The 24,681-nt window shown below is 59.0% G+C and carries 26 protein-coding genes and 1 pseudogene; 13 read left to right on the top strand and 14 right to left on the bottom strand.

The features are described 5' to 3' along the window. Nucleotides 1-22: 22 nt before the first annotated feature. Both OH686_RS18140 and OH686_RS18135 read left to right on the top strand, forming a co-directional pair. Nucleotides 23-853, top strand: coding sequence for a hypothetical protein (locus OH686_RS18140; protein WP_289534276.1), 831 nt, complete (start codon nt 23-25; stop codon nt 851-853). Between the two features lie 239 nt (nt 854-1,092). After that, the gene (locus tag OH686_RS18135; protein WP_289534275.1) at nt 1,093-2,001 is read left to right on the top strand and encodes a hypothetical protein; all 909 of its coding nucleotides are present in this window, start codon (nt 1,093-1,095) and stop codon (nt 1,999-2,001) included. A gap of 167 nt (nt 2,002-2,168) precedes the next feature. Here the strand turns inward: OH686_RS18135 and OH686_RS18130 are convergent, their stop codons facing one another. Both OH686_RS18130 and OH686_RS18125 read right to left on the bottom strand, forming a co-directional pair. Further along, complete coding sequence (locus OH686_RS18130) at nt 2,169-2,699, bottom strand: hypothetical protein (protein ID WP_289534274.1); 531 nt, start codon at nt 2,697-2,699, stop codon at nt 2,169-2,171. A gap of 133 nt (nt 2,700-2,832) precedes the next feature. Continuing rightward, nucleotides 2,833-3,576: a polysaccharide lyase family 7 protein gene (locus OH686_RS18125; RefSeq protein WP_289534273.1), complete on the bottom strand. Its 744-nt coding sequence runs from the start codon at nt 3,574-3,576 to the stop codon at nt 2,833-2,835. A 376-nt stretch (nt 3,577-3,952) separates the two neighbouring features. On the opposite strand from OH686_RS18125, the gene OH686_RS18120 reads away from it, so the two are divergent. The 3 genes from OH686_RS18120 to OH686_RS18110 all read left to right on the top strand — a co-directional run bounded on the left by OH686_RS18120 (nt 3,953) and on the right by OH686_RS18110 (nt 5,707). Continuing rightward, the gene (locus OH686_RS18120) at nt 3,953-4,255 is read left to right on the top strand and encodes an ArsR/SmtB family transcription factor (RefSeq protein WP_289534272.1); all 303 of its coding nucleotides are present in this window, start codon (nt 3,953-3,955) and stop codon (nt 4,253-4,255) included. A 140-nt stretch (nt 4,256-4,395) separates the two neighbouring features. Beyond that, nucleotides 4,396-5,358, top strand: coding sequence for a zinc-dependent alcohol dehydrogenase family protein (locus OH686_RS18115; RefSeq protein WP_289534271.1), 963 nt, complete (start codon nt 4,396-4,398; stop codon nt 5,356-5,358). A gap of 34 nt (nt 5,359-5,392) precedes the next feature. Then, complete coding sequence (locus OH686_RS18110) at nt 5,393-5,707, top strand: antibiotic biosynthesis monooxygenase family protein (protein ID WP_289534270.1); 315 nt, start codon at nt 5,393-5,395, stop codon at nt 5,705-5,707. Nucleotides 5,708-5,805: 98 nt separating this feature from the next. On the opposite strand, the pseudogene OH686_RS18105 reads toward OH686_RS18110, so the two are convergent. Beyond that, nucleotides 5,806-6,084: pseudogene (locus tag OH686_RS18105) on the bottom strand (putative antibiotic biosynthesis monooxygenase); the annotation flags it as partial. 48 nt (nt 6,085-6,132) lie between these two features. After that, nucleotides 6,133-7,134 carry a zinc-dependent alcohol dehydrogenase family protein gene (locus OH686_RS18100; RefSeq protein WP_289534269.1) on the bottom strand — a complete coding sequence of 334 codons (1,002 nt, stop codon included), beginning with the start codon at nt 7,132-7,134 and terminating at the stop codon, nt 6,133-6,135. 107 nt (nt 7,135-7,241) lie between these two features. Between OH686_RS18100 and OH686_RS18095 the strand changes: the two genes are divergently transcribed. Beyond that, a complete protein-coding gene (locus tag OH686_RS18095; RefSeq protein ID WP_289539040.1) occupies nt 7,242-8,120 on the top strand; it encodes a LysR family transcriptional regulator in 879 nt (292 codons plus the stop codon). Nucleotides 8,121-8,180: 60 nt separating this feature from the next. On the opposite strand, the gene OH686_RS18090 is transcribed toward OH686_RS18095, so the two are convergent. After that, the gene (locus OH686_RS18090) at nt 8,181-9,005 is read right to left on the bottom strand and encodes an AraC family transcriptional regulator (protein WP_289534268.1); all 825 of its coding nucleotides are present in this window, start codon (nt 9,003-9,005) and stop codon (nt 8,181-8,183) included. A gap of 129 nt (nt 9,006-9,134) precedes the next feature. Between OH686_RS18090 and OH686_RS18085 the strand changes: the two genes are divergently transcribed. The 3 genes from OH686_RS18085 to OH686_RS18075 all read left to right on the top strand — a co-directional run bounded on the left by OH686_RS18085 (nt 9,135) and on the right by OH686_RS18075 (nt 11,865). Beyond that, nucleotides 9,135-9,653 carry a carboxymuconolactone decarboxylase family protein gene (locus OH686_RS18085; RefSeq protein ID WP_289534267.1) on the top strand — a complete coding sequence of 173 codons (519 nt, stop codon included), beginning with the start codon at nt 9,135-9,137 and terminating at the stop codon, nt 9,651-9,653. A gap of 13 nt (nt 9,654-9,666) precedes the next feature. Next, entirely contained in the window at nt 9,667-9,921 is a 255-nt protein-coding gene (gene grxC, locus OH686_RS18080; protein WP_289534266.1) for a glutaredoxin 3, read from the top strand. 774 nt (nt 9,922-10,695) lie between these two features. After that, nucleotides 10,696-11,865: an XdhC family protein gene (locus OH686_RS18075; RefSeq protein WP_289534265.1), complete on the top strand. Its 1,170-nt coding sequence runs from the start codon at nt 10,696-10,698 to the stop codon at nt 11,863-11,865. Here OH686_RS18075 and OH686_RS18070 read toward each other — a convergent pair. From OH686_RS18070 to OH686_RS18055, 4 genes are all read right to left on the bottom strand, one after another. Continuing rightward, a complete protein-coding gene (locus tag OH686_RS18070; protein ID WP_289534264.1) occupies nt 11,862-12,830 on the bottom strand; it encodes a GTP 3',8-cyclase MoaA in 969 nt (322 codons plus the stop codon). The genes OH686_RS18075 and OH686_RS18070 overlap by 4 nt on opposite strands. A gap of 14 nt (nt 12,831-12,844) precedes the next feature. After that, nucleotides 12,845-15,019: a xanthine dehydrogenase family protein molybdopterin-binding subunit gene (locus OH686_RS18065; RefSeq protein WP_289534263.1), complete on the bottom strand. Its 2,175-nt coding sequence runs from the start codon at nt 15,017-15,019 to the stop codon at nt 12,845-12,847. 2 nt (nt 15,020-15,021) lie between these two features. Continuing rightward, nucleotides 15,022-15,489, bottom strand: coding sequence for a (2Fe-2S)-binding protein (locus tag OH686_RS18060; protein ID WP_289534262.1), 468 nt, complete (start codon nt 15,487-15,489; stop codon nt 15,022-15,024). A gap of 76 nt (nt 15,490-15,565) precedes the next feature. Beyond that, nucleotides 15,566-15,880, bottom strand: coding sequence for a c-type cytochrome (locus OH686_RS18055; RefSeq protein WP_289534261.1), 315 nt, complete (start codon nt 15,878-15,880; stop codon nt 15,566-15,568). Between the two features lie 167 nt (nt 15,881-16,047). On the opposite strand from OH686_RS18055, the gene OH686_RS18050 reads away from it, so the two are divergent. After that, nucleotides 16,048-16,737, top strand: a complete 690-nt coding sequence (locus tag OH686_RS18050) for a nucleotidyltransferase family protein (RefSeq protein ID WP_354005259.1) — start codon at nt 16,048-16,050, stop codon at nt 16,735-16,737. 133 nt (nt 16,738-16,870) lie between these two features. Here OH686_RS18050 and OH686_RS18045 read toward each other — a convergent pair whose 3' ends face one another. Beyond that, nucleotides 16,871-17,134, bottom strand: a complete 264-nt coding sequence (locus tag OH686_RS18045) for a DUF2790 domain-containing protein (RefSeq protein ID WP_354005258.1) — start codon at nt 17,132-17,134, stop codon at nt 16,871-16,873. A gap of 23 nt (nt 17,135-17,157) precedes the next feature. Continuing rightward, entirely contained in the window at nt 17,158-17,988 is an 831-nt protein-coding gene (locus tag OH686_RS18040; protein WP_289534260.1) for an oxidoreductase, read from the bottom strand. A gap of 129 nt (nt 17,989-18,117) precedes the next feature. On the opposite strand from OH686_RS18040, the gene OH686_RS18035 reads away from it, so the two are divergent. Further along, nucleotides 18,118-19,008, top strand: a complete 891-nt coding sequence (locus OH686_RS18035) for a LysR family transcriptional regulator (RefSeq protein WP_289534259.1) — start codon at nt 18,118-18,120, stop codon at nt 19,006-19,008. A gap of 77 nt (nt 19,009-19,085) precedes the next feature. Further along, entirely contained in the window at nt 19,086-20,012 is a 927-nt protein-coding gene (locus OH686_RS18030) for a LysR family transcriptional regulator (RefSeq protein ID WP_289534258.1), read from the top strand. Here OH686_RS18030 and OH686_RS18025 read toward each other — a convergent pair. Next, nucleotides 20,007-21,650: an ABC transporter ATP-binding protein gene (locus OH686_RS18025; RefSeq protein ID WP_289534257.1), complete on the bottom strand. Its 1,644-nt coding sequence runs from the start codon at nt 21,648-21,650 to the stop codon at nt 20,007-20,009. The two genes, OH686_RS18030 and OH686_RS18025, sit on opposite strands and share 6 nt — an antisense overlap. A gap of 365 nt (nt 21,651-22,015) precedes the next feature. On the opposite strand from OH686_RS18025, the gene OH686_RS18020 reads away from it, so the two are divergent. Further along, on the top strand, nt 22,016-22,537 hold the full coding sequence (locus OH686_RS18020) for a DinB family protein (protein WP_289534256.1): 522 nt from the start codon (nt 22,016-22,018) through the stop codon (nt 22,535-22,537). A 2-nt stretch (nt 22,538-22,539) separates the two neighbouring features. Here OH686_RS18020 and OH686_RS18015 read toward each other — a convergent pair whose 3' ends face one another. Next, on the bottom strand, nt 22,540-23,448 hold the full coding sequence (locus tag OH686_RS18015; RefSeq protein WP_289534255.1) for a LysR substrate-binding domain-containing protein: 909 nt from the start codon (nt 23,446-23,448) through the stop codon (nt 22,540-22,542). A 238-nt stretch (nt 23,449-23,686) separates the two neighbouring features. After that, on the bottom strand, nt 23,687-24,589 hold the full coding sequence (locus OH686_RS18010) for a LysR substrate-binding domain-containing protein (protein ID WP_289534254.1): 903 nt from the start codon (nt 24,587-24,589) through the stop codon (nt 23,687-23,689). Nucleotides 24,590-24,681: the final 92 nt, after the last annotated feature.

Here is a 24,681-nt window from a genome sequence, read left to right as displayed (position 1 = left end):
GATTGATCTTGGAGCCGTGCATATGGATAGCGAAGGCTGTGTTCTCTCCCGGGATTACCGGCGGATCCACCAGGAAGCGACGGTACTGGCCGGCGCGCTCACCGATCTGGGCCAGCGCGCCTCGGTCTACCACCACCTCTACGAGGACTCCGGCGGGCGCAGCGTGTTCCCGCTGATCGCCGCCCACGGCGCGCTGTGGGGCGCCGGCTACTTCGCCCTGGGCCTGAAGGTCGGCGCCCTGCTCTCCGCCCAGTTCCTCTTCAGCCCGGCCGTGCGCCGCGACAAGCTGCGCCAGTTGCACGCCTTCGCCGACGCCTTCCGCGAGATCAACCGGCAGGTCTGCGTCGAGGCCTACACCGCCTATCACTTCAGCAAGCTGCATGGCCGCGCGTCCGGCGCCGAGCGCTACCTGCAGCCGCGCCTGCTGGCCGCGCTGAACCGCTGCCACCGGGCCCAGGCACTGCACGAGCCGCTGCCGCAACCGGCGCGCCGCGAGCTGTTCGAGGCGTTCTTCCTGTGGGAGCAGGAGGTCATAGTCGGGCCGGCCGTGGAGCGGGCGCTGGCGGCGCTGGACTGGCCGCTGATCCGCCACGTGGCACTGCGCCCGCGCATCCGCTTCGCCTATTTCGCCAGCAGCCGCGACATGGGCTTCACCGACTTCGCCAGCACGGCCGAGCGCATCGAAAAAGGAATGCGTGCCTATGAGCTGGCCGAACAGGCCGGGCTGCAGCAGGTGGAAGCCGCACTCAAGCGCTATGGCATCCTGCCGGGCGCCTTCTTCCAGGGTTCCGCCCTGCACTTCCAGGCCATGCGCGAGCGTTTGCACGCCGCGGCGAACCTGCCTTCCAGCTAGACCTGCAGCGCCGCACAGGCCGGGGCGGCAGCCATCGGCTGCCCCGGCCTCGCCGACGGGGCCCGCGCCTGCAGCGGCGAGCACGCACGCGCACCTCGGCATGGCGGGCCGACGCCCCCGCCAGCCAGCCCCATGGCAATAACCATGAACCTTACCGGCGGACGCTCTCACTAACGCATAAGAGCCGGCGATCCGCCGCCTCTGTGCAGTGGGTTTTCCGTCCAAGTAAGGATAAAAACATGATCACCACACCCGATCTTGCTGCAGCTGCCCTGGATGAATCAGCCAACACCTCTGGTGTTTCCTGGGCCGCGATCTTCGCCGGCGCCATCGCCGCGGCGGCGTTGTCGCTCATTCTGATCCTGCTCGGCTTCGGCCTCGGCTTCAGCGCGGTCTCGCCCTGGAGCAACGAAGGCATTAGCGCCGAGGGGCTGGGCATCTCCACGATCATCTGGCTGGCCCTGACCCAGATCATCGCGGCGGGCATGGGCGGCTACCTCGCCGGCCGCCTGCGCGTGAAGTGGACCACCCTGCATGGTGACGAGGTGTTCTTCCGCGATACCGCGCATGGCTTCCTGGCCTGGGCCGTGGCCACCCTGCTCACCGCCACCGTACTGGTCGGCTCGGTGAGCGGCATCGTCGGTGCCGGCGTGCAGGCCAGCGCCCAGGTCGCCTCTGGCGCGGCGCCGACGGCGCTGGCCGGAGCCGAGGAGGAGTACGGCTACTACATCGACGGCCTGTTCCGCGATGATCGCCCGGCGCCCAGCGCGGACGATGCCGCCCATGGCGTGGTCGCACGCATCCTCGCGCGCAACCTGGACAACGACGGCGAGCTTGTCCCGGCCGACCGCGCCTACCTCGTCCAGCTGGTGTCGCAACGCACCAACCTCTCGCCCACCGAAGCCCAGGCCCGTGTCGACGAGATCTATGCCCAGGCCCGCCAGAGCGTGGTGCAGGCCAAGCAGGCCGCCGATGAAGCCCGCAAGGCGGCCGCGCACGCCACCTTGTGGATGTTCGTCGCGCTACTGATCGGCGCCTTCGTCGGCAGCTTCGCCGCCACCCTCGGTGGCCGCGGCCGTGACGCCGTGGTGCTGGTGGTCCGCGACTACCGCACCTCGCCCAACAGCACCACCGCCCCGCTTAGCTGATAAAGGAGAACGGACATGCGCTCACTTCTGCTGTGGTTCCTCGGTGTACCCATCCCGCTGATCATCCTGATCGCCCTGATTACCTGATCGTCAGCCAGAAAAAAGGCCGCTTCCCTCAATCGGGAAGCGGCCTTTTTCATGGGTAGCGCCCGCTGCGGCGCCGCCACTCACTCCTCCTGGGCAGCCTTCAGCGCCTCGTAGGCCGGGGCGGCATAAATACCGACCTCGACGGCCAGCTCCAGCACCCGCGGCAGGTCGCTGGTGTAGACGAGCACGCACTGCAGCTCGTCATCCAGCGGCTCGCTGAGGTCCATCAGCACGTAGCCGCCCTTCTCCTTGTACAGGGCCGAGAGCTGCACCTGGATGCGGTTCAGCGCCTTGAGCGGCTCGACCTTCTGCAGCTGCTTGGGCTTGATGTTGAAGCTCACCTGCGGGCCGAAGGAGTCGATGATCTGCTGCAGCAGCTCCTCGTAGCTGTCGGCCTGGAACAGCACGGTCTCCGGCAGGCTGCCGATCACCACCCACTCGCCCAGCGGAATGGGGAAATCGTCGTCGTAGTTGATGTCCGGATTGGCGGCGAGGAAGGCCTGCGGGTCGGCGTAGGCCTGGGCGGCCTCGTCGGCGATGCGGGCGATCTCCTCCTCGGTCATGCAGCCGGAGCTGATCAGGGTGATGAGTTCGAGGAGCTGGGCTTGCATCGGGCGGTCCTGCAGAGGGTTCGGGGCGCACAGGATAGCGCGTCACGGCGAGCGCTTCACCGCCAGCTGGGTGAACTGCACCTCGCCTTTCAGTCGTGGTGCACGCTCAGCTGCGTGAACTGTACCTCGCCTTTCAGTCGTGGCGCACGGTCAGCTGCGTGAACTGCACCTCGCCCACATCGTCGTCGCCGTCCTCGTCGTCGTCCTGCACGTAGGCGCCGGCCTTGAAGTAGAACGGCACGTCGCGCCAGGCCGGGTCCTCCTTGTAGAAGTCATGCTGGATGCGCTCGCCATTGACCTCCACCGTCAGCACGCCGTCCTGCACCTCGATGATGTAGGAGAACAGATCGTTGCCCACCGGCGTGGCGAAGACATGACTGATGTCCTTGTTGCTGCCCTTGGGGTGGCGCTTGATCAGCGACTTGAGCTTGCCCTTCTCCCACTGCAGCTTGATCAGCGGGCGGGCGTCGTAGCCATGGATCTGCCCGACGACGATCTTCTGCGTGCTCGGCGCGCGCAGCACCCGGGCGCTGGCCTTGAGCTGGTGAAAGCCGGCGCCGGTCCAGTTGCGATTGTCGTCGGCCGGGTCGAGCAACTCGCGCAACTCGGCGCGCGGGTAGTCGGAGTTCTTGGTGGTGCCCGCGCCGGCCGGTGCCATGAAGACCATGGCGCCGTTGTCGGCCAGGTGGAAGTAGCGTGAGGCGTAGCCGCCCTTCAGCTCCTCGCTGCGCACCTCGCTGGCCTCGTCGTCCGGCAGGGTCAGCTTCCAATGGGTCAGGTCGTAGTTGTCGGCCGGCGACTGGTAGTCCCCCGGCTCGTCGTGGCTGCAGCCGGCAACCAGCAGCAGGCCGGCCAGGCAGAGTAGTGATCGATGCATTGGCTCGCTCCCAATGGCTGTTCAGACGTCCCAGACGGACTCTGTGCAGACAGCGCGATCAGTATGCAGGTTTCACATGACGGGGAATCTCGCATGGCGCTTGGATTTCCACATAGCGCCGACTCAGATCACAGCGCGGAATCTCGCCCAAGGCATGGCTGCGTCCACAGCGGCTGGAGAGGCTGGAGAGGCTGGAGCAACCATGCGCTCGCTGCCAACCCTAACTTGCCGCTATCGGCTAGAAGCGAACTGCCATGCCTGGGTTTCCTGCGCGTCGACGGCATTGAACTGTCCAGGGCCCTGGCCCATAAGCCCCCGGCAAAGACTGCTAGGGATCGCACATTGACATATCGGTAAATTTCGATATTCTGACGCCATGGACTTACTCGAAGTTTTCAAAGCGCTATCAAACCGGACCCGTCTTGAAATCCTGAAGGGCTTGAAGGATCCGGTGAAGAGCTTCCCTCCGCAGGATGAGGGTGACGTGCTCACGGTCGGCGTTTGCGTCAGCAGCATTCAGGAAGGCGTCGGACTATCGCAGTCGACGGTGTCTGATTATCTCGCGACGCTGCAACGCGCCGGGTTGGTCGAAGTCAGGCGCATCGGTCAGTGGACCTACTACAAGCGCAACGAAGCAGCCATCAATGCCCTTGCCGAGATGATAGGGACAGAGTTGTAATTTTTTGCCAGGATAAATCTATTATTCCCGATATCCCTATTAGTAGAAATAAGGAGCTATGATGACCTGAACACCCCGATTCTCCGCCCGAATATATCGATATTTCCCAATATCCCTTTTTATAGAAACGAGGTTTTGCAATGAAAGCGATGATGCTCAAGTCCTTCGGTGGCCCGGAGGTGTTCGAACTGCGTGATGTACCCAAGCCAATGCCCGGCCCAGACCAAGTCCTAGTTCGCGTACACGCCACCTCCATCAACCCTTTGGATTATCAAGTCCGACGCGGTGACTATTCCGACCTGGTCCCTCTTCCGGCTATCACCGGTCATGACGTCTCCGGCGTGGTCGAAGAAGTCGGGCCTGGTGTGACGGCTTTCGCCCCCGGTGACGAAGTCTGGTACACCCCACAAATATTCGATGGCCCAGGAAGCTATGCCGAGTACCACGTTGCGGCCCAAAGCATTGTCGGGAGGAAGCCTGCCTCGCTGAGTCATCTCGAGGCGGCAAGCCTGAGTCTGGTCGGCGGAACGGCGTGGGAAGCACTGACCGTACGAGCGGCGCTAAAAGTGGGCGAAAGCATCCTGATACACGGTGGTGCCGGAGGCGTCGGTCATGTAGCGATCCAGTTAGCAAAGGCCATTGGCGCGCGCGTCTTCACGACCGTGCGCGAAGCGAACGTTGAGTTCGCACGAAGCATGGGTGCCGATGTAGTCATCGACTACGAGAAGCAGGATTACGTCGACGCCATCAATCGGGCAACGGATGGCCGCGGAGTCGATGTGGTGTTTGACACCATTGGCGGAAACACACTGTCCCGAAGCCCCGACGTCCTCGCTCAACTCGGCCGAGTTGTCTCCATTGTGGACATCGCCCAGCCACAGAACCTCATTCAGGCCTGGGGCAAGAACGCGAGTTATCACTTCGTTTTCACCAGGCAAAACCGCGGCAAGCTGGATGAACTGAGCACATTGGTAGAACGCGGTCAGCTGCGTCCGCACGTGGGTGCCGTCTATTCGCTTGCCGACCTTGCGCTCGCCCATGCGCGGCTGGAGAGCCCCAACAACGGTATCCGAGGAAAGGTAGCGATCACCGTCGCGCCCTAGCCTCAAAGCTGAACTCACCTCAGGAAGAAATCCCATGATTTATGAGATCGCTGTACTGCCCGTTTACAAAGATCAGATCGAAAACTTCAGGACTGCGTTTGCCCAGGTTGCACCTTTGCTCTGCCGTGCCAAAGGTTACTGCGGGCACATGCTGGCCCAGGGCATCGAAACGCCGCACCAATTCAATCTGATCGTACGCTGGCAATCACTCGAGGATCACACTCCAGGCTTCGAAGCGAGTGAAGACCATCGGGTGTTCATGCTGGGCCTGCAGGATTACTTCTCGGAAGAACCAAAGGTCTATCACATCGAGGGAGTGGCTTTTTCTACGGGTGGTCCATTGGTCTAAAGCGAATTTGTAGTCAGCCCCGCATTGGCCGATTGCACCCTGCTGCGAAGGGCTGCAATTGGCCGCACGCGACATCCTAGTCGTCTTAACAACCTGACTCAGGACCTTTCTTCACGGCCTTGAGCCTTCAGCCAGCCGCGAAAGGCGCGCGTTGCCATAGGCATGAACAGGTACACCACGAGCTGAACGATACTGAGAGTGATGATTATGTTGCTCGGCGAGTAGCCGCCGAGCCAGGGAATACGATGGAACAGAGGCTGCCATAGCAGTGGTACCAGCAGGCTCAATGGCAAGATCGCAAGAAAAGTTACGCAGCTTTGCTTCCAGCGCAGCGGCGGCGCTTGTACCGCTTCAGGTACGAACCAGAAGTCCTTGCCTTGAGCGATCCCCAACTATTTGTACGGATAGCCCCAGAACAACAAGGCTTATTCACTCACCAATTGAATGACCGTTTTGCCCTTGCCGCGACCTCCTGCGACCTGGCGAAATGCCTCGTTGACCTCTGCCAGCGCAAAGTGCTGCTGATCGACTCGAATGGTCAGCTGCCCGGCATTGGCCAGCAAAGCCGCTTCGCGCAGGATGTCCCCATGGTGGTCGCGCCCCGTGCCGGTGAGCAACGGCGTCAGAGTGAACACGCCCGAGTAGGTGGCGCTTTTGAACGATAGCGGCGCGAGGCTGTGCTGGCCCCAGCCGAGGCAACTCAGTACGTGTCCGGTATAAGGCTTCACGGCCTGGAAGGACGCATCCAACGTGCTGCCACCCACGGTGTCATAAACGATGTCGAACCCCTCGCCGGCCGTGTACTGCTCGACATAGGCCTCCACGCTCTGCGCCTGGTAGTCGATGGCGGTGGCGCCCAGCGAGCGAATGAAGTCGAGACCCGCCGCCGAACCGGTGGCGTAGACTTCGGCACCGCGCGCCTTGGCCAGTTGCACCGCGACTTGGCCGACCCCTCCCGCACCGCCATGGATCAGCACCCGCTGGCCGGCACGGACATTGGCGCGATCCACCAAGCCTTCCCAGGCGGTAATAAAGATCAAAGGCAGAGCGGCGGCCTCACGCATGCTGAGCACATGTGGCTTTGCCGCGATCAGTCGGGCATCCACAGCGATGTACTCGGCCATGGTGCCTTGAGCACCGCCGATCCCGCCGGCCATGCCGAAGACCTCCTGGCCGGGCGTGAAGCCCTCGACCGCCTCGCCCAGCTCGACAACCATGCCGGCCAGATCCAGACCGAGCACCGCCGGCAGTGCCTGGTGGGCATGTTTTCCTGCGCCGGAGGCGATCTTGGTATCGAGCGGGTTGATCCCCGCGGCGTGAACCTTCACCAAAACCTGTCCCTTACCGGGAACAGGGCGAGCAATGTGGCGGACGGCCAGCGGGGCCTGGGCGGACTCGGCGATAGCGGCAAGCATGGTCTGATTCATGACGGGTACCTCTGAATGAGTGGACGCTTACAGGTTGCCCCGTCTTCTCCATTCCGATAAGAAACTAAATTTTCATATCACTCATTCCTCAAAGAGGCCTAATGGCGATGGATCTGTTCGACAGCATGCGCATCTTCGTGCGCGTCGTGGAGCGTGGCTCGTTCTCGGCGGTCGCGCGCGAACTGAACATGGGGCAGCCTGCGGTGAGCAAGCAGATCCGTGCGCTGGAGCAGTATCTGGGCGGGCCCGTGTTCGCCCGCAGCACCCGGCTTCTGGCCCTGACCGACCAGGGGCAAGGCTTTTACAGGCACTGCCAGGACATTCTCGGCCAGCTCGACAGCGCCACCCGCAGCTTCGCCAGCGGCCAGGAGCAGATCGCCGGCCCCCTGCGAATCGCCGCACCGGTCAGCTACGGAAGGTTGTGCATAGCGCCGCTGCTTGGGACCTTTCTGCAGCGCCATCCCGATGTGCGGATCGACCTGCGCCTGAGCGATCACAACGAGGATCTGCTCAAGGAAAACATCGACCTGGCGATCCGCATCGGGGTAGTGAAGAGCGAAGGGCTGGTGGCCGTCTCTCTTGGCGCCAGCACGCGGCGGATCTATGCCGCACCCAGCTATCTGGATCGCCACGGCCCGCCAGGCGAGCCCGCCGACCTGGCACACCACAACTGCATCGCCTTCACCCTGCTGGAGCACTACGATCGCTGGCACTTCACCCGCGGTGCGCAAGCGCTCGATATCGCCATCAAGGGCAACGTCACCAGCAACAGCAGTGAGGCCATACGGGAGATGGTCCTGAGCGGCCTGGGCGTTTCCCTCTCTCCGGAATGGCTGTTCGCAGCAGACGTCCAACAAGGCACCGTGCGCAGCGTGCTCGACGATTACCAGACCACCGCGCTGCCAGTTAGCGCCGTATTCAGCCGCGAGCGACGACGCTCGGCACGGACGATGGCGTTCATCGATTTTCTCCGCGAGCACTTGTAGCTGCTCCCACGCGTGGCGCAGGCCCGCGTGCATTGCCGTAACGGGCAGACCTGTCAGGTATCATGCCGTGTTCTGCTGCAGCCATTCCCTCGGGCTTGCGCCTACCTTGCGGCGAAAGGTGCGGGCCAGCGCAGACGGACTTTCGTAGCCCACCTCATCGGCGATCAGGGCAATCGGGCGGCCTTCGCGCAGGCGCTTCTGCGTCAGGCTGATTCGCCAGTTGGCCAGGTAATCCGCAGGGGTGGCCCCCACGGTCTCGCGAAAGTGCGCAGCAAAGCTCGCGCGGGACATACCGGCACGATCCGCCAACTCCGCCACGGACCAGTTTTGCTGGGGCTCGTTGTGGATGACCACGAGCGCGCGGGACAACTGAGGGTTGGCCAACCCGGCCATCATTCCGGAGTCGATGCTGCGGCTGGCGAGGAGGTGGCGCAGCAGCTGGATCACCATCAGTTCGAACAGGCGATTGAGAATCACATCCCGCCCGCATTCGTCGCCGAAGGCTTCATCGAACAGCCAGTCGAGGGTGCCATCGAGCCCCTGTAACTCGCGCAGCGGCTTGATGATGAAGTCCGGCAACGCCAGCGTCAGCGGGTTGTTGGCCCCGCCATCGAATTGCAAGGTGGCACACACCAACTCTGCTCCATCGGCTTCGCTCGCCGACAACTGATGCTCCTGCGGGCGGACTGCCAGAATCAGGCTGGGTTCCGTCAATTCAATTAGCTGGCCGCGCTTGTCCCTCAAGGCCAGGCGCCCCGAACGCAGCAGATGGGCGTGGCCGACGCCGTGCTGCCCATAAAGACTGGTCGTTCCGCAAAGCCCACCCTGGTGAAAGGTGGAAGCGTGCAGGTTGAAGTGCTTGAGCAGTGTCGATAGTCGGTCCATAGCTCGCTCAGATTTAGACGATCTGTCGCATAAGTTCGACGATCTGAATCCGAAAGGAAAGATGGCCTTCCTAGTATGGACTCCAAGCTTGACCGACAAGCCGGTTAATCAACCTACTGGAGAACCACCATGACTCGTATCGCCGCTCTCTCGCTGGACCAAGCCCCTGCTGGCTCGCGCGCTGCCCTCGAAGGCATTCAGAAAGGTCTCGGCTTCATTCCCAACGCATTCAAGACCCTGGCCCACTCCCCGGCCGCACTCAACGGTTACCTGGGACTCGCCCAGTCCCTGGGTAAAAGCTCGCTGAGCGCCGCCGAGCGTGAAGTCGTTGCCCTCGCCACTTCGGAAGTCAACGGTTGTGACTACTGCCTGGCCGCACACGCTTTCTTTGGCGCCAAGGCGGGCTTGAGCGACGAGTCCATCGGCCAAGCCCGCAGCGGCACACTTAGTGCGGTCGCAACGCTGGCGCATCAGATCACCGCGAGCCGCGGCCAATTGAGTGACGAGCAGATCGCTGCAGCGCGCGAGACCGGCCTCACCGATGGCCAGATCGTGGAGGTGGTGGCACAGGTCACGCTGCTGACCCTGACCAACTACCTGAACAACATCGCCACGACCGATATCGACTTCCCGCCTTCGGCACGCTAGGAAGGTAACCATCATGAGCCAAGTGACTATCTACACCACCCAGCACTGCCCTTACTGCGTGAGTGCCAAGCGACTGCTGTCGAGCAAGGGTGTTACCCCGCTCGAAATCAATATTGAAGCGTCGCCGCAACACCTCGCGGAAATGCTGCAGCGATCTCGGCGCCGTAGCGTCCCGCAGATATTCGTAGGGGATGTGCATGTCGGCGGTTTTGACGACCTGGCCAGCCTCGACCAACAGGGCGGGCTCGATGCGCTGCTTCACGCCTGATCTGCATGAGTGCTCCGGAACGGGATTCCATCCGGAGCACTCATTATTGCCGCTCGATGCCCGTGCTGGTCGCAGTTCATGTCCGACCCAGTTCCAATGTGCGAAGCGTGTTATTGGACCGTGCGACCATCGCGCCAAGAGCGATGTCCTTCCGGTGTCCGCTTACGGGCGGAATGACCTACGCCGCAAGAGTTTGATGACGCCCTGTTTAACGGAGCGCCGAACGTCCGCTTCTGGCCGGAAGCAGACTCCGGTGACAGGCTGCTTCCGGCCACTAGCAGCCGCTCGAAAGCTCTATCCATTGATCGGCTTGGACGGTTGATAGCGCTCACCGAAATAGGTATTGAAGCGTGCCCACTGGAGGGACCATTTAAAAAGTAGCCAGGCAGTGCCTGTATCATCGAGAGCGATGGCTCACTACCACCATTCCCTCAGTTTCTAGCAGTAGGCCCTCATACAGATCTGCGAGTGGGGAATGAGCAAGCACTGGCGAAAAGACGATCGCTCCGGGTGCGCGATGGCAGGAAAGTAATAGCCTGACTGGAGAGTATCGCTCTTCAGGGACGCATTCATTCTTGTTCGACCTCCAATTGCTAGTGCCGTGGTCGCAGCGCCGTGGGGGCTATGTTCGAAAGCCAGCGGAAAGCCGACAAACGTTAAAAGAACCCACGCGTTCGAGAAAAACTGAAGCATTTAGCAAACAGTGATGCTGGTTGCATGGAGAGATAGCCGACTAACCTGATATCCAGTCACAGCGAGACGGGACTGCAGCCCATGAGCGACGTTGGCAACCTACTGGATGCTCTGGAAGAGCTCGCCATCCAGAAACAGGAGGCGGTGCTGGCTACGGTCGTAAAAGTTGAGGGTTCGGCATACCGGCGACCTGGTGCCCGCATGCTCATTCCTCAGATCGGTAATGCCGTCGGGACCGTCAGCGGGGGGTGTCTCGAAAGCGACCTAGCCAAGAAAGCTTGGTGGCTTACCGAGCAAGGACAACCAGTGATCCGCACCTACAGCACTGGCATGCCAGGAGATGAGGCTGGAGAAGAAGAGGAACTGGCCTTTGGGCTTGGATGCAATGGCACAGTCCACATCCTCCTCGAGCGAGTACGAGTCGCACAACCCTACTTGCCAGCACAGTTGCTGCGTCAGGTAATCCAGGAACAGCGCCCTGCCACTCTGGCGACAGTTATTGCAGGCACTGGTGACGCCAAAGCCCTAATCGGTGCACGAGTGGCGCTGTCCCCAATGGACGATCTTTTCCTGAGCGGTAATCACGCAGCGCTAGCTGATTTACTGACTGTCGACCTGCAAGCTGCATTCGATCAGCGGAAAACTGCCTTACATCGCTACGACCTAGGAGCTGACGAAATAGAGGTAGTCATCGAGTACCTGGCCCCACCACGCAAACTAGTTATTTTCGGCGCGGGGCACGATGCTCAACCTCTGGTAGCAATGGCCAAGCAGCAAGGCTGGCGAGTGACTGTAATCGACTCGAGAAGCCATTTTGCCAGGAACGAACGCTTCCCAGGGGCCGACCAAGTCCTCCACCTATCGTTGGAGACCGGTCAGATCCCATCTGGCCTGATCGCGCATGCCGCTGTGATAGTCATGTCCCACAGTTACTCCCAAGACCGCCATTGGTTGGCTCAGGCGCTCAGCCAAGCGCCCTCTTACATCGGTCAGCTAGGACCACGTAGCCGTACGGAGAGGTTGCTCGCCGAGATTCCCAATAGCCTTTCGATGCCGGCGTTCGAGAAACTGCACTACCCCATGGGGTTGGATCTAGGCGGAGATACACCCGAGAGCATTGCGCTGTCTCTTGTGGCCGAGGTAACAGCTCACTTCAACGGACGTAATGGCGGTATGTTGAGGGAGCGGACCGCCCCGATTCATGATGCAGAGCCAGTGATGCGACACCAGAAGGCGAGTGAAAGTCTCTAGCCTCCGATGGCCTTCATCGGAATCAATGCTCCTGAGAAGGTGCTATCGCGCTTATCGGCCAGTGCCCCTGCTAATAGCTCTTGCAGCTCCGATAGCGCCTCGTCATGAGGCTTACTAAGCAATGGGGCGAGAGCATGTCGGTTACTCGACGACAGGCACCCATACAACCAGCCAGATGAAGACAAACGCAACCGAGAGCAGGTGCGGCAGAAGGGGGCGCTTTCGTTCGCGATAATGCCGAAGTGCCCCAGCCCGGCAATCTCATAGCGAAGCGCAGTTGAGTCCAGTGGAGCGGGAGCCTGGATGTAGGTGTGTTGGCTACCTATCAGCTCCAGAATCTCATCCATGCCGAAGTACTGACGAGAGAAATTAGCGGTGTCTCGAGCTAGATGCCCCATGCGCATGAGCTCTATGAAACGAAGCTCGAATCCTCGTTCAAGGCAGTACTCCAGCATTGGCAGAATCTGGTTCTCGTTGGCGCCACGCAGTGGAACCATATTTACCTTGATACGAACTCCTGCCACTCGGGCTAACTCCAGTCCGTGCAGAACGCTGCCAAGATCGCCTGAACGAGCAATTTCGCGAAACGCCTGAGCATCAAGCGTATCGAGGGAAACGTTCAGACGGCGAATTCCATATTCGAGCAGTAGTGGCAATCTCTGAGCCAGGAGTTGGCCATTGCTCGTAATGCTGATGTCTTTTATTTCTAAGCCAGAAATCAAGCGAAGAAATGGCTCAAGCTTGGCGCTGACAAGGGGCTCGCCTCCGGTGATCCGCAACCGGTCAATCTCTGTTGCCTCTACCAGCAGTGTCACAGCGCTAGCCATATCGGCTGCGGACAACTCGTCGCTCGCCGCCACCAACCGCCTGCCATCCGGCACGCAGTAGGTGCACGCATAGTTGCAGGCGGCGGTGAGGCTAACGCGTAGGTTTCGAAAACTTCTCCCTTGCCGGTCTACTACCACTGGCGAGACTCCACTCAGGCTGTACGAAGCTCACTCGAGTTGATCGGGAGGCTGCGTAGTCGCTTACCAGTCGCGGCGAAAATTGCATTCACAACGGCAGGTGCGATAGTCACAGTTGATACCTCACCAAGCCCCCCAGGGGCTTCCTGGCTGTCGATACGATACGTCTCTATCGCCGGTGCCTCATTGATCCTTAGCAAACGATATGTGTCGAAATTGCCCTGCTCCATGCGCCCATCTTTGAACGTGATGTTTCCAAAGAGCGCCGCAGTTAGGCCGAAGATGGTGCCTCCCTGCACTTGCGCAACCACGCTGTCTGGATTGATTGCGATGCCGCAGTCGACTACAGATGTGACCTTATGCACCCGAACATCGCCATTCGCGTTAACGCTCACCTCAGCAACCTGCGCAGCGTAGGTGCTGAAGCAGTAGGTAAGCGCAAGACCTCGACCATGCCCAGCGGGCAGAGGGGAGTCCCAGCCCGACTTTTCACGCAGTAACTCCAGCACCTTGAGGGCCCGCGGATGTTCCTTCAAAAGCGGATAGCGGTACTCAAAAGGGTCTGCTTTCGCCAGCTGCACCAACTCGTCGAGCAAGCCTTCAACCATGAATGCATTTTGAGTGTGTCCAACTCCACGCCAGAACGCCGGAAGAATCCCTTTCGGGGGTTCATGCCGAATGTAGTGCACGCTCAAATTCGGAAATGAATACGGCCCACAGGCGTCCCGCACAGCATCACCGTCGATGCCGTCCTTGAACGCAGCGGGCAACCACCGAGCCAAAATCGAAGCGCCTGTCACCTTATGGGTCCACGCTATCGGCCTTCCCTCGTTATCCAACGCAGCACTCAGATGGTTGTAGTGAGCGGGACGGAGCGTGCTATGTCGGGTGTCCTCCTCGCGCGACCAGATAACTTTCAACGGGAAGTCCACCTGCTTGGCGAGCTTCACCGCGTCAGCCACGAAATCGACCTCAAGGCGACGGCCGAATCCGCCGCCGATAAGATGGTTGTGTACTTGCACTGAGTCTTCAGGCAGCCCTGTGATCTGGGCTGCAACGGTCTTGGCACGGGCTGGAACTTGAATGCCTAACCAAAGATCGCAGGAGTCCTTTCGCACGTGGACGGTGCAGTTAACTGGCTCCAGACAGGCATGAGCTAGAAACGGAATTTGGTACGTTACTTCAACTTTCTGGGCTGCGCCGGCGAACGCCTCTTCGACGTTGCCTTCGTTTCGGACTTGAAGCCCAGGTTGTTCAGAGGCCTCCTTCATTTTCTGCAGCATCTGCTCGCTGGAAACTGATGAGTTAGCTCCGCCATTCCATTTGATGTTCAAAGCTGCGAGGCCTTTGCGAGCAGCTCCGGTATGGTCAGCAACCACGGCTACAGAGTTGTCCGTACGCAGCACCTGGCGAACGCCATTGATCGATAGGGCAGGAGCCGGATCAACATCATCGAGAGTTCCCCCTATCACGGGGCAAAGCATGATCGCGGCAACCTTCACGCCCTCAGGCCGAGCATCAATGCCAAACACTGCCTTGCCGACAACTTTGTCCGGAGTATCGGTGCGCTTGGCAGGGGTTCCTATCAATTTGAAGCTCTTGGGATCCTTGAGGGGAATACTTTCTGGAAGAGGAAGACCCGCGGCTGCGTCCACTAGCTCTCCGTATCCAAGCTTACGACCACTAGTAGGATGATGGACCTCGCCGTTTTCAGCTTTACAGCTATCTGCCGATACACCCCACTCCTTAGCAGCTGCAGAGATCAACAGGACGCGGGCAGCCGCACCGGCTTCACGCAAAGGCTTCCAGTTGGCCGGCACGGATGTCGAGCCGCCGGTAACCTGGAAACCAAGAGCCGGGTTGGCGTACCGCTTATCGTCAGCTGGAGCATGCTCAACGACCACTCGATCCAGTCCTACCTCTAGCTCTTCTGCGATAAGTGCGGGCATAGAGGTGTAGGTGCCCTGACCCATCTCCACCGGTTGTATGGTGAGGAAAACTCGCCCCTCCCGGTCGATTCGCACATAGGCATTCGGCGCAAAAGTCCCTGCCTCGGCAAATGCTCCTCGCATTAAGCCAGGCAGACTGAAGCTAATTAATAGGCCACCGCCGACGGCTACGCCGGCCTTAAGAAAGCTACGGCGAGTAAGGCCTTCAGAGAGGTCAGAGCTACGAAGTGTGTCATTCATGATCAACCCTCCGCTCTCGGCTCTGCTGCAGACTTGATTGCCTCACGAATCCTTACATAGGTACCACAACGGCAAATGTTGCCTGCCATAGCACTGTCGATGTCGCTATCGCTAGGGTTGGAATTGGTTTTCAGCAGAGCCGTTGCGGACATGATCTGTCCAGATTGGCAGTAGCCACACTGCACCACCTCGTGGGCAAGCCAAGCCTCCTGGACTCGCTTGCCGACCGGTGTGCTACCAACAGCCTCGATCGTAGTGATCTCTGCTCCTACGAGAGCGCTGACCGGCATGATGCAGGAGCGAACAGCATTGCCATTCATATGGACGGTGCACGCCCCACACAACGCCATTCCGCAACCGAATTTTGTACCTGTCATCCCTAGAACATCTCGGAGCACCCACAACAATGGAGTGTCCGGATCGACGTCCACCTGGACCTCGGCGCCATTGATCATGAGCTTATGATCCATACAGCCTCCTCGCTAAACCGGTAGGGGATTGCGCCGCACCACTAACGATGTGGGGCGCTTATATTGGTAGGCAGCTTCAGTTGCTGGTCAGAATCCACTCGGCGATGCTGGTTCGGTCTGCATCACTCAATTGAGCTTGAGGCGGCATAGGTACAGCGCCCCAAGTCCCGGTGCTTCCAGTCTTTATGGTTTCGCTGAGCTGGGCGGCGGTCTTACTACCGTCACGATACTTGTCGGCAATTTCCTTCCATGAGGGGCCGACGACCCGCGTTGCCGGTTGATGGCACGCGGAACAGGCATTGGCCTGCAGGAGAGTGGCAATATCCTGTGCTTGAACGGTCTGCAAACCGACAGAACCGAGCACCGCCATACCGAAAGCAATTTTTCGCATAAGCTTGCCTCCACCGCTTCGCTGACTAGTCAAGACTAGTACTCACTTAACGTATGACGACCGACATTTGTAACGAAGTATTAGATGAGAACAGAACGCAATTAGCTCCGACTGTGCAATGCCGATTAGCGATATACGGCCGGTCGCGAGCTTCCTTCCACAGTTAGATGTCGCTAACTGTGCTTGATTTACAAAGGTGGAAAGACGGTCCACCGAGCGGCTCTTCAGAGGACAAACAGTCCATGACGAAACACTCTGCTCCGTGCATGACAGCTGGACTGGTTCTGGCTGCCGGTAGTAGCGCGCGATTTGGAAGCGACAAAAGGAAAGCAGAGGTATGCGATGGCACTACCTTGCTTTCTGCCAGCCTACGACTCCCCAGCCAATATTTGGAGGAGGTATGGCTTGTACTACGCCCAGATGACGATCCTCGAGATCTGAACTTGCCGCACGCCGTTCGAGTTATCCAGGATCCAGCGACCGCTCGAGGAATGGGACATAGCCTGGCCGTCGGCGCGACGCAGATCACTCGATTATCGGCAGCGGATAGCCTTGCGGTTTTCCTAGGCGACATGCCGGGCATCAAGAGTTCGTCTCTGATGCTTCTACTTAGCAACGCTGCCTCTGATCGAATCACTGTGCCGACATACAACGGCAGCCGTGGACACCCAGTGCTGTTTGGCCGAGTGTTCTGGTGTCATTTGAGTGCGCTAACAGGGGATCAAGGAGCACGGAGCGTGCTAAACCGCTTTGCTGAATCCGTTCACCTTGTTGAGACAGGTGACCCAGGTATCCTTAGCGATGTGGACTCGATACAGGACCTCACTGCACTTGTCCCAAGGTCTCTAGCCCACTAGCGGTACGGTGTCACTTACGCGGTGGGCCAGCGCCTTTGGGTCGAACGAAAAAACGCCCGCGGATGCGGGCGTTGCTTTCACTCAGGACTCTATTACTGTTCCACGTCTGGTGCTTGTTATCAGAGATACGTACTCAGCCTAGGCATCCTGTACCCATCACCTGATACCGCAAGGTATGACGTTGACCTTTAGAGTCCTCGTACACCATCTCGACAGGAACAAGCTTGCAGACTGCTGGTATCTCACTGTGAGAGATGACCTGTGCAATATCCAGCTCCTGGTTGGCCTGATACTGAGCATCCAGAATTCGTACTTGATGTACTGAATGAACCCCAGCGCCTTCAGCCGCAACTTGAGTGGCGATCATCAGCCCCATGATTGAAATCAGCATCTTCATGTTCATTCCTCCGAGAGGCGATCTCAGGATGCGAAGTCAGTGGTCAGAGCCAGCTCTCGCCACTCAGCCAGCTCAGCTTCAACCAACTCGTGCTTCGCCTTGATTCGCTCGACAGCGTCACTACCCAGGGGCAGACGCAGCGGCGGGTTCGGGGCGTTCACCAGCGTGACCATGGCCTCAGCAAGCTTGATGGGGTTCCCCGGTTGAGCATGGTTAGCGGCCTTAGCAAAGCGGCGGATCACACCAACAGTCTCGTCGTATTCGGGCAGCTCCAGAGCGGTCTTAACCAGCGATTGCTCATCAAGGAAATCGGTGCGGAAGAAGCCGGGCTCTACCACCGTCACTTTGATACCCAGCGGGGTCAACTCTTGGTGCATGGCCTCGCTGATGCCTTCAACAGCGAACTTGGTAGATCCATACACACCCCAACCCATATAGGCGTAGTAGCCACCCAGGGAAGAGATGTTGATCACGTGACCGGAACGTTGACGACGCATATGCGGCAGCACAGCCCGGGTGACGTTGAGAAGGCCAAAGACGTTCGTGGAAAACAGGCGCTCAGTTTCGCTAGCACTGGTTTCCTCTACCGCGCCTAGTACGCCAAAACCTGCGTTGTTAATCAGTACATCGATGCGGCCGAAGCGCTTGATGCCTTCAGCGACTGCCTGATGAGCATCTGCCTCTTTGGTGACGTCCAGGCGAACTGCAAAGAGGTTCGGGTGGTTGCCAAGGCGATTCTCCACGTCTTGCGGATTGCGAGCGGTAGCGATGACAGCGTCACCAATACGCAGGGCTTGCTCAGCGATAAGTGCGCCGAAACCACGGGAAGCTCCAGTAATGAACCAAGTACGCATTTCAACTCCTCCGTTTTGGGACCCTGCACCATTGCGAGGTCTTCTTGATGAGTTGACGCAACTCTAAGGCTCAGCTACTGATGTGATAATCCCAACAAAATTGCATGGGCTTGTGAGCCATATTCACATATGAAATCTGTCTCTCCCGCTGACCTTTCGATATTTCTGTGCATCGCCAATAACCTCAGCTTTAGCCGAGCGGCAGTTGAGCTAGGCCTTTCGCCCTCTGCCCTAAGTCATTCATTACGCGGGTTGGAGGCACGGCTAGGGGTCAGGCTCTTCAACCGAACGACCCGTAGCGTGGCGCTGACCGCAGCGGGTGAACGTCTCTACTCACGTGTACGTCCGGCATTCCTGGACATCGCAGATGCACTCGAAGATCTCAACAGCTTCCGAGACAAGCCATCGGGATCATTGCGCATTACAGCTGGGCGCCCTGCCACACAATTAGTTCTACTTCCGTTGGCTAGTCGCTTCCTTGAAAGCTACCCAGACGTGCGGCTGGAAATTGTCGCTGACGACGCTCTGGTGGACGTTGTTTCAGGGGGGTTCGATGCTGGGGTGCGTTTTGGCGAGCGGCTTGAAGCTGACATGATTTCTCTCGCCATCGGCCCGAACATGCGCTCTGTAGTCGTAGGCTCCCCTGCATTGCTTGCACGCTATCCGGCTCCTCAGAAGCCGGGGGATTTACACGGCCTACCCTGCATCCGACATCGTTTTCCGAGCGGCAATTTCTACCGCTGGGAATTCGAGAGAGGAGGCATCGCCCAGGAGATCGAGGTGGATGGACCTCTGACGCTGGATGATGTCGGCCTCATGGTTGGGCCGGCTGAGCATGGCGTTGGCCTAGCCTATGTCTTCGAAGAGATGGTGAAGGAGCAGATAGCCGACGGTCGCTTGATCCAGGTGCTGGATGACTGGTGTCCATACTACGCAGGCCTTCATCTCTATTATCCGAGCCGTAGACACGTTCCCGCAGCGCTCAAAGCATTCATAGACTTTGCTCGAGATGCTCGGTAGCCACTCACCAACTGTGGCAGGACGAATTGCTTGTCGCCCATAGAGCTTTGATATCGACCTAATGTTGGAGTAGCCGAATGCGCCAAGATCACTTGGATGGGCTGATAACCTTCATCGCTGTTGCTGAGGAGAAAGGGTTTTCAGCTGCCTCGGTTAAGCTAGGCATATCTCCCTCTGCGGTAAGCCAAAGTATCCGAGCTCTTGAGCAACGCTTGGGCTTAGTCCTCTTCAATCGCACCACTCGTAGCGTCAGCCTGACCGAGATTGGCGAACGATATCTAGAGAGAGTCCAACCCGCACTAGAGCAGTTGACCTCTGCCTCCCAAGAGTTGGGGCGTGAAGCTGACCACCCTGCTGGCATGCTGCGCCTGAACGTTCCGAGGGCCGCGTACCTGATAGTTCTGCAGCCGATGTTGCGCCGGTTCCTGCAAGCCTACCCGGAAATCAGCTTAGAGATACGAGCCGAGAATATGCTCGTCGATATCGTCAGCCAGGGCTTCGATGCGGGGATACGCTTCGGTGAGTTAGTGGAAAAAGACATGGTGGCAGTGCCTGTCGGACCAGCGTTGCAGATCCATGTGATTGCCTCCCCAGGCTACCTAGAGAGAAACGGCACCCCCGCGCATCCGCGCGAGCTGCTGAACCACAACTGCATCGGATTTCGCCATACCACCAGCGGGCAAATTGAACGGTGGGATTTTGCCCGAGGTGATGAAGTCCTATCGCTGCAGATCAAGGGGCGGATGATAGTGAATGACTCCGAGATCCTCGTGCGAGCAGCCCTTGATGGGCTGGGAATTGCCTACATGATCAATGGCTACATCGATCCACTCATCGAGCAAGGCCAACTGGTTAGACTGCTTCCCGAGTGGAGTCCCGACTTTCCCTCTCTGCACCTGTACTACCCGGATAGGCGCCGAGTTCCAGGAAAGCTCAGGGCGATGATCGACTTTCTTCGAGCGGAGCGTGAGGGCGCTCCTCAGACGAGATGGACGCCCCTATGACGCTATCGCCAGCACATGCTTTGCGGTAGTTTCGATCACCTTTCCGTCTTGTAACCACAGCACCCTGTCTGCCGCCTGAATCGCTGCTGGCCGGTGGGCAATTACAATTCGGGTCTGGTCTTGGCGGTACGACGCAATCCCTCGAAGAACCCGTGCTTCGGTTTGCTGGTCTAGGGCCGACGTTGCTTCGTCCAGAATCAGGACTGGTGCATCAGCCAGGAGAGCTCGAGCGATAGCTAACCGCTGCCGTTGCCCGCCAGACAGCAGCGTACCGTGCTCTCCTACAATCGTGTCGTAACCGCGGGGTAACTGCATGATGAAGTCATGAGCGCAGGCCGCCTTTGCCGCAGCAATGACCTCATGGGTGCTTGCCTTAGGGCGAGAGTATCGGATGTTTTCCAGGATGCTCCGATAGAGCAGTGCTGGCTCTTGATCAACCACCGCGATTTGACTGCGCAGTTCTTTGAGGGAGAGCTGGGAGATATCCCGACCGTTCAAGAATATGCGCCCTGACTGAGGCCCATAGAATCGCTGCAGCAGTCGAGCAATTGTTGATTTACCTGATCCGCTGAGACCGGCAATGGCAATCGTCTCACCAGCACTGGCTTGTAAGCTCAACCCTTCAATGAGATTCCCAGTTGCGTTCGGATATGCAAAGGAGACGTTTTCGAACAAGACGGCTCCGCGCAGATTGTTCTCTGCAGCTTGTATCGCAGCTGGAGCTTGACCATTTGCTTCTTGGGGCAACGCATTGAGCATCAGGGCGTCAGCAGCATCTTCCAGTCCCTTCTGAGCGACTCGAAGGCTTTCTCCAAACCCGCGTAAGTAACCGGCCATCAACAGGAATGAGGTGACGGCAAACGCCACATCGCCAGCCCCAGTTGAGCCATCAGACCATGCCAGAAGTGCAACGCCGCTCAGCCCTGCCAGCAAGGCAAGCAGCAGGAGGTTCTGAATCAGTCCGAGATCAACGAAACGTCGCCACTCCAAGGACGATGCTTGCCCCCACCCCTGAGCGACTTTAGCCATATGCAGGCGCTCGCGTCGTTCGGCACGGAAGCTTTTGATCGTAGTGGCTGCAGTCAGTAGATCAGCTGCTGCGCCACTCAACTGTCCATCAGAGGCATTGGCTTGCAGGTGAGCCGGACGGATCCAATGCATGCCCAGCAGTAAATTGCTGAAGACGAAGGCTATCGCAATAGCAGCCGCTAAAAGCCCGGCCAAGGGCTCGCGCCAACCAATCATTCCAACGATGCCCAGCAGTACTATCAACGCTGGCCCGAGGTGGATGGTCACTGCATCGGTGACTGCATCGTACCCCTCCATAGCCCGCCGCAGTCTACGAACCGTCTCTCCAGTTGACTGAGAGACATGCCACTCAAACGGAGCAGCCAGCACGTGCTCCACGCCCTGCAGCAGAACTGACTGCATGTTGCGCGCAGCCAATGGAATCCAAAGGCGGTGTGCCACATTGCGGCTAATTGCAAAGCCTGCGAAAACGCCGATCAGAACAGCCCAGCTTTGCCAGATGTTCGTCGTCTCTCCGTTCTTGGCAACCTGGTCGATGAGTTCTGAAGCCGCCCACGGCATGCTGAGATCGAATCCAGTTGCTGCTAACGTCAGCAGGACGCCGAGCAAGAACCGACCTGGACGCCTCAGCCATAGCCGACCAACGAAGCCCAGGATCTGGCTGTAGGCCAGGGGTTTTGTGTTCTGAACCATTGTCCCCCCTCTGCCGGTGGCAATCTGTCGGCATGAGCAATCTGCATAAGCGCGAGCCATACGCCCCTATGGCGTTGACGGAGGCCATGTTCGATAGAAAGCGGATTTTGAGAAAGATGACTAATCGGTATGGCCTTTGAAGCCAGGCTAACAAATGGGCTTATATCCCTGAGCGCTCGTGCGGGACGTTTGCTGTATAGATAAAAAGTGGACTACATCGGGTCCATGCGCTATAGCAGATAGGTTTGATGCCTCAATAGCCGTCCGCGCAGAGGTGCCTGATGATCACTCCCAACACAGTCATTCTCTTTGCTCAGTACAAGCGCTGGGCTGACCAAGTACTGCTAAATAGCCTAGCGGAGCTTCCCCCCGAGGAGCTCGTCAAAGTGCGCGCTGGTCCACTCAAAAACTTCATCGGCATCCTCAACCATGTCCACGTAATAGACCGCATCTGGCAGGGAAATATTCTGCAACGCGAGCATGGACACAAATCTCGGATGGAGGTCCCTTACCCAGAGTTTTTTGACCTTTACAAAGCCCAGGAGGAAATGAACGAGTGGTTCACCTCATGGGCGAAGCAGCAAACGGAAGACTCCCTGGCTATGCCCTTAGATTTCCATTTTCTGTCAGGCCAACCTGGAAACATGACTGTTGGAGCAATGTTTCTCCACGTAGCAAACCATGCGACCTTCCATCGAGGTTGGATAACGCAGCTGTACTTTGAGATCCCTGCTCCACCGCCTGTGACAGACCTATGTGTTTATCTGACCGAAGTCAGCTGCGCAGCGACACTGTCTTGCTAGCCCTAGCTTGATTCCGACATATGCTGAGAAATCATGCTTCTGAGCCAGCGCTCTGCGGGGTCGTTGTCCGTACCCTCGCTCCAGACCATGCATAGGTCCGAGGTAATGGTAGGAAACGGTGGATCATCTGCGCGTAAGTCGGCACCTTGAACCAGAGCCGCGGCAGCGTAGTCGGGTACCGCGGCTAGCAGCTCGGTTCCGGGCAATATGCAGCGCAATCCACTGAATTGCGGCACGGCCAGCACTACGTTGCGTGAGCCGCCAACCCGCTCTAAATCCTTGTCGATGTTGCCACTAAGATCCCCAGAAAACGACACCAGTGCATGGGGTCTCGAGCAATAGTCCTCTAGAGTAAGAGCTCCTGGTCTGTCATCTCCTCGCAGCACCTTCACTCGCATCTCGCGCAACTTTTTGCGCCTTGCGTTTGCAGGCAGGTCCTTCGTATAGCTGACCCCTACGGAAACCTCCCCGGACGTCAGCATAGGGGGAAGCATCAGGAAGTTAACTCGGCGAACCACGACCGTTACGTGCGGTGCTTCTTGACGCAAATGCTTAAGCAACTCCGGGAAAAGTCCAAACTCAGCATCATCTGAGAGGCCAATTCGGAAGGTGTCCTGACTTGTCGCCGGATCGAACTCTCTGGCTCGGCTGACGGCGCTTGAGATCGTATCAAGTGCCGGCTGGAGCTCTTTCAATATTGCGAGCGCACGGGCTGTAGCTTCAAATCCGCGACCACTTCGGACAAGAAGCGGGTCATCGAAAAGGTCACGTAGGCGCGCTAGCGCTGCGCTGACGGCTGGCTGTCCGAGGAAAAGTTTCTCCGCAGCACGAGTTAGATTCTTCTCGTACATTAAAGTCTCGAACACCACTAGGAGATTCAGGTCAACGCGGCGCAGCTCATTCCGGTTCATAGGCCCCCTCCTCGCTACTCATCTTCCAAGATAGCAGCAGGTTCAACTAGCTACGCGAGATCAATATGCCTCCGGATGATGGCAGGCCGCAGTTGCCCGGTTAGCGATGGCGGTGCATCGCTCGGTAGGAGCGCGTTCTAGTTAGAGCGCTCCCCGAAGGGCCGCTTCTGGCCAATAGCGGCCTGTCACCAGCGTCTGTTTCCAGCTAGAAGGGAACACTACTCGCCATCCCGACCAATCAAGCCATATCGCTCTGACTGAACTCCTCGGCAAGAAAGTCGATCAGCGTGCGCACCGACGGCAGCAGGCCGCGGCGTGAAGGGAAGATGGCGTGGACGATGCCGCAGCGGGGAGTCCAGCCCGGCAGCATCTCCACCAGCCGGCCGTCCGCCAGTTCCTCGCGCACCGATACCCGTGGCAAGTGGGCGATGCCCACGCCGGCCAGCGCGGCGTTGCGCAGGGCGACCAGGTCGTCGGTGACCATGCGCGGCCGGTGCGGGATCACCAGCCGGGCCTCGTCCTGCAGCAGCTCCCACTGGTAGTCGCGCTGCGTGCCGCCCCAGTGCAGGCTCGGCAACCGGCCCAGGTCCTCCGGTTGGAAGCCCGGCGGCAGGCTGGCCAGGTGATCCGGGTGGCCCACCAGACACTGGGTGCTGGCGCCCAGCACCTTCATCACCATGTCGGTGTTTTCCAACGGCGGGAAGCGTACCCGCAGGGCGATGTCGAAGCCTTCGTGGAGCAGGTCGACCCGGCGGTTGGTGCTCTCGATGTACAGCTCCACCAGCGGGTACCTGAGCATGTAGCGGCTGAGCATCGGCCCGACCCAGGAATTCAGCAGAGTGGTGGGGCACGCCAGGCGTACCAGGCCGCGCGGCTCGGCGCGGTTGCGCTCGACCACCTCGGCCGCGCCCTCCGCCTCCACGCGCATCGCCAGGCAGCGCCGGTAGTACTCCTGGCCGATCTCGGTGAGTGACAGATGCCGGCTGGTGCGATTCAGCAGGCGCACACCGAGGCGCTCCTCGAGCTGGGCGATGCGCCGGCTAAGCTTGGACTTGGGCATGTCCAGCGCGCGCCCGGCAGGGGCGAAGCCGCCGTGCTCAACGACCTGGGTGAAGTAATAGAGGCTGTTGAGGTCTTCCATGATCGTTCTCCAAATAGAACGCTAGAGGCAATTTTCGCAGTCTAGTGCATCAACGGGTCTGAATTTAATCTTTCTTCCATGCAGTCAGCACT

It is taken from the genome of Pseudomonas sp. SO81, assembly GCF_030374125.1.
Classification (GTDB): domain Bacteria; phylum Pseudomonadota; class Gammaproteobacteria; order Pseudomonadales; family Pseudomonadaceae; genus Aquipseudomonas.
The sequence above is the reverse complement of the archived record's forward strand: the minus strand, read 5'-3'. Positions and strand labels throughout refer to the sequence as shown.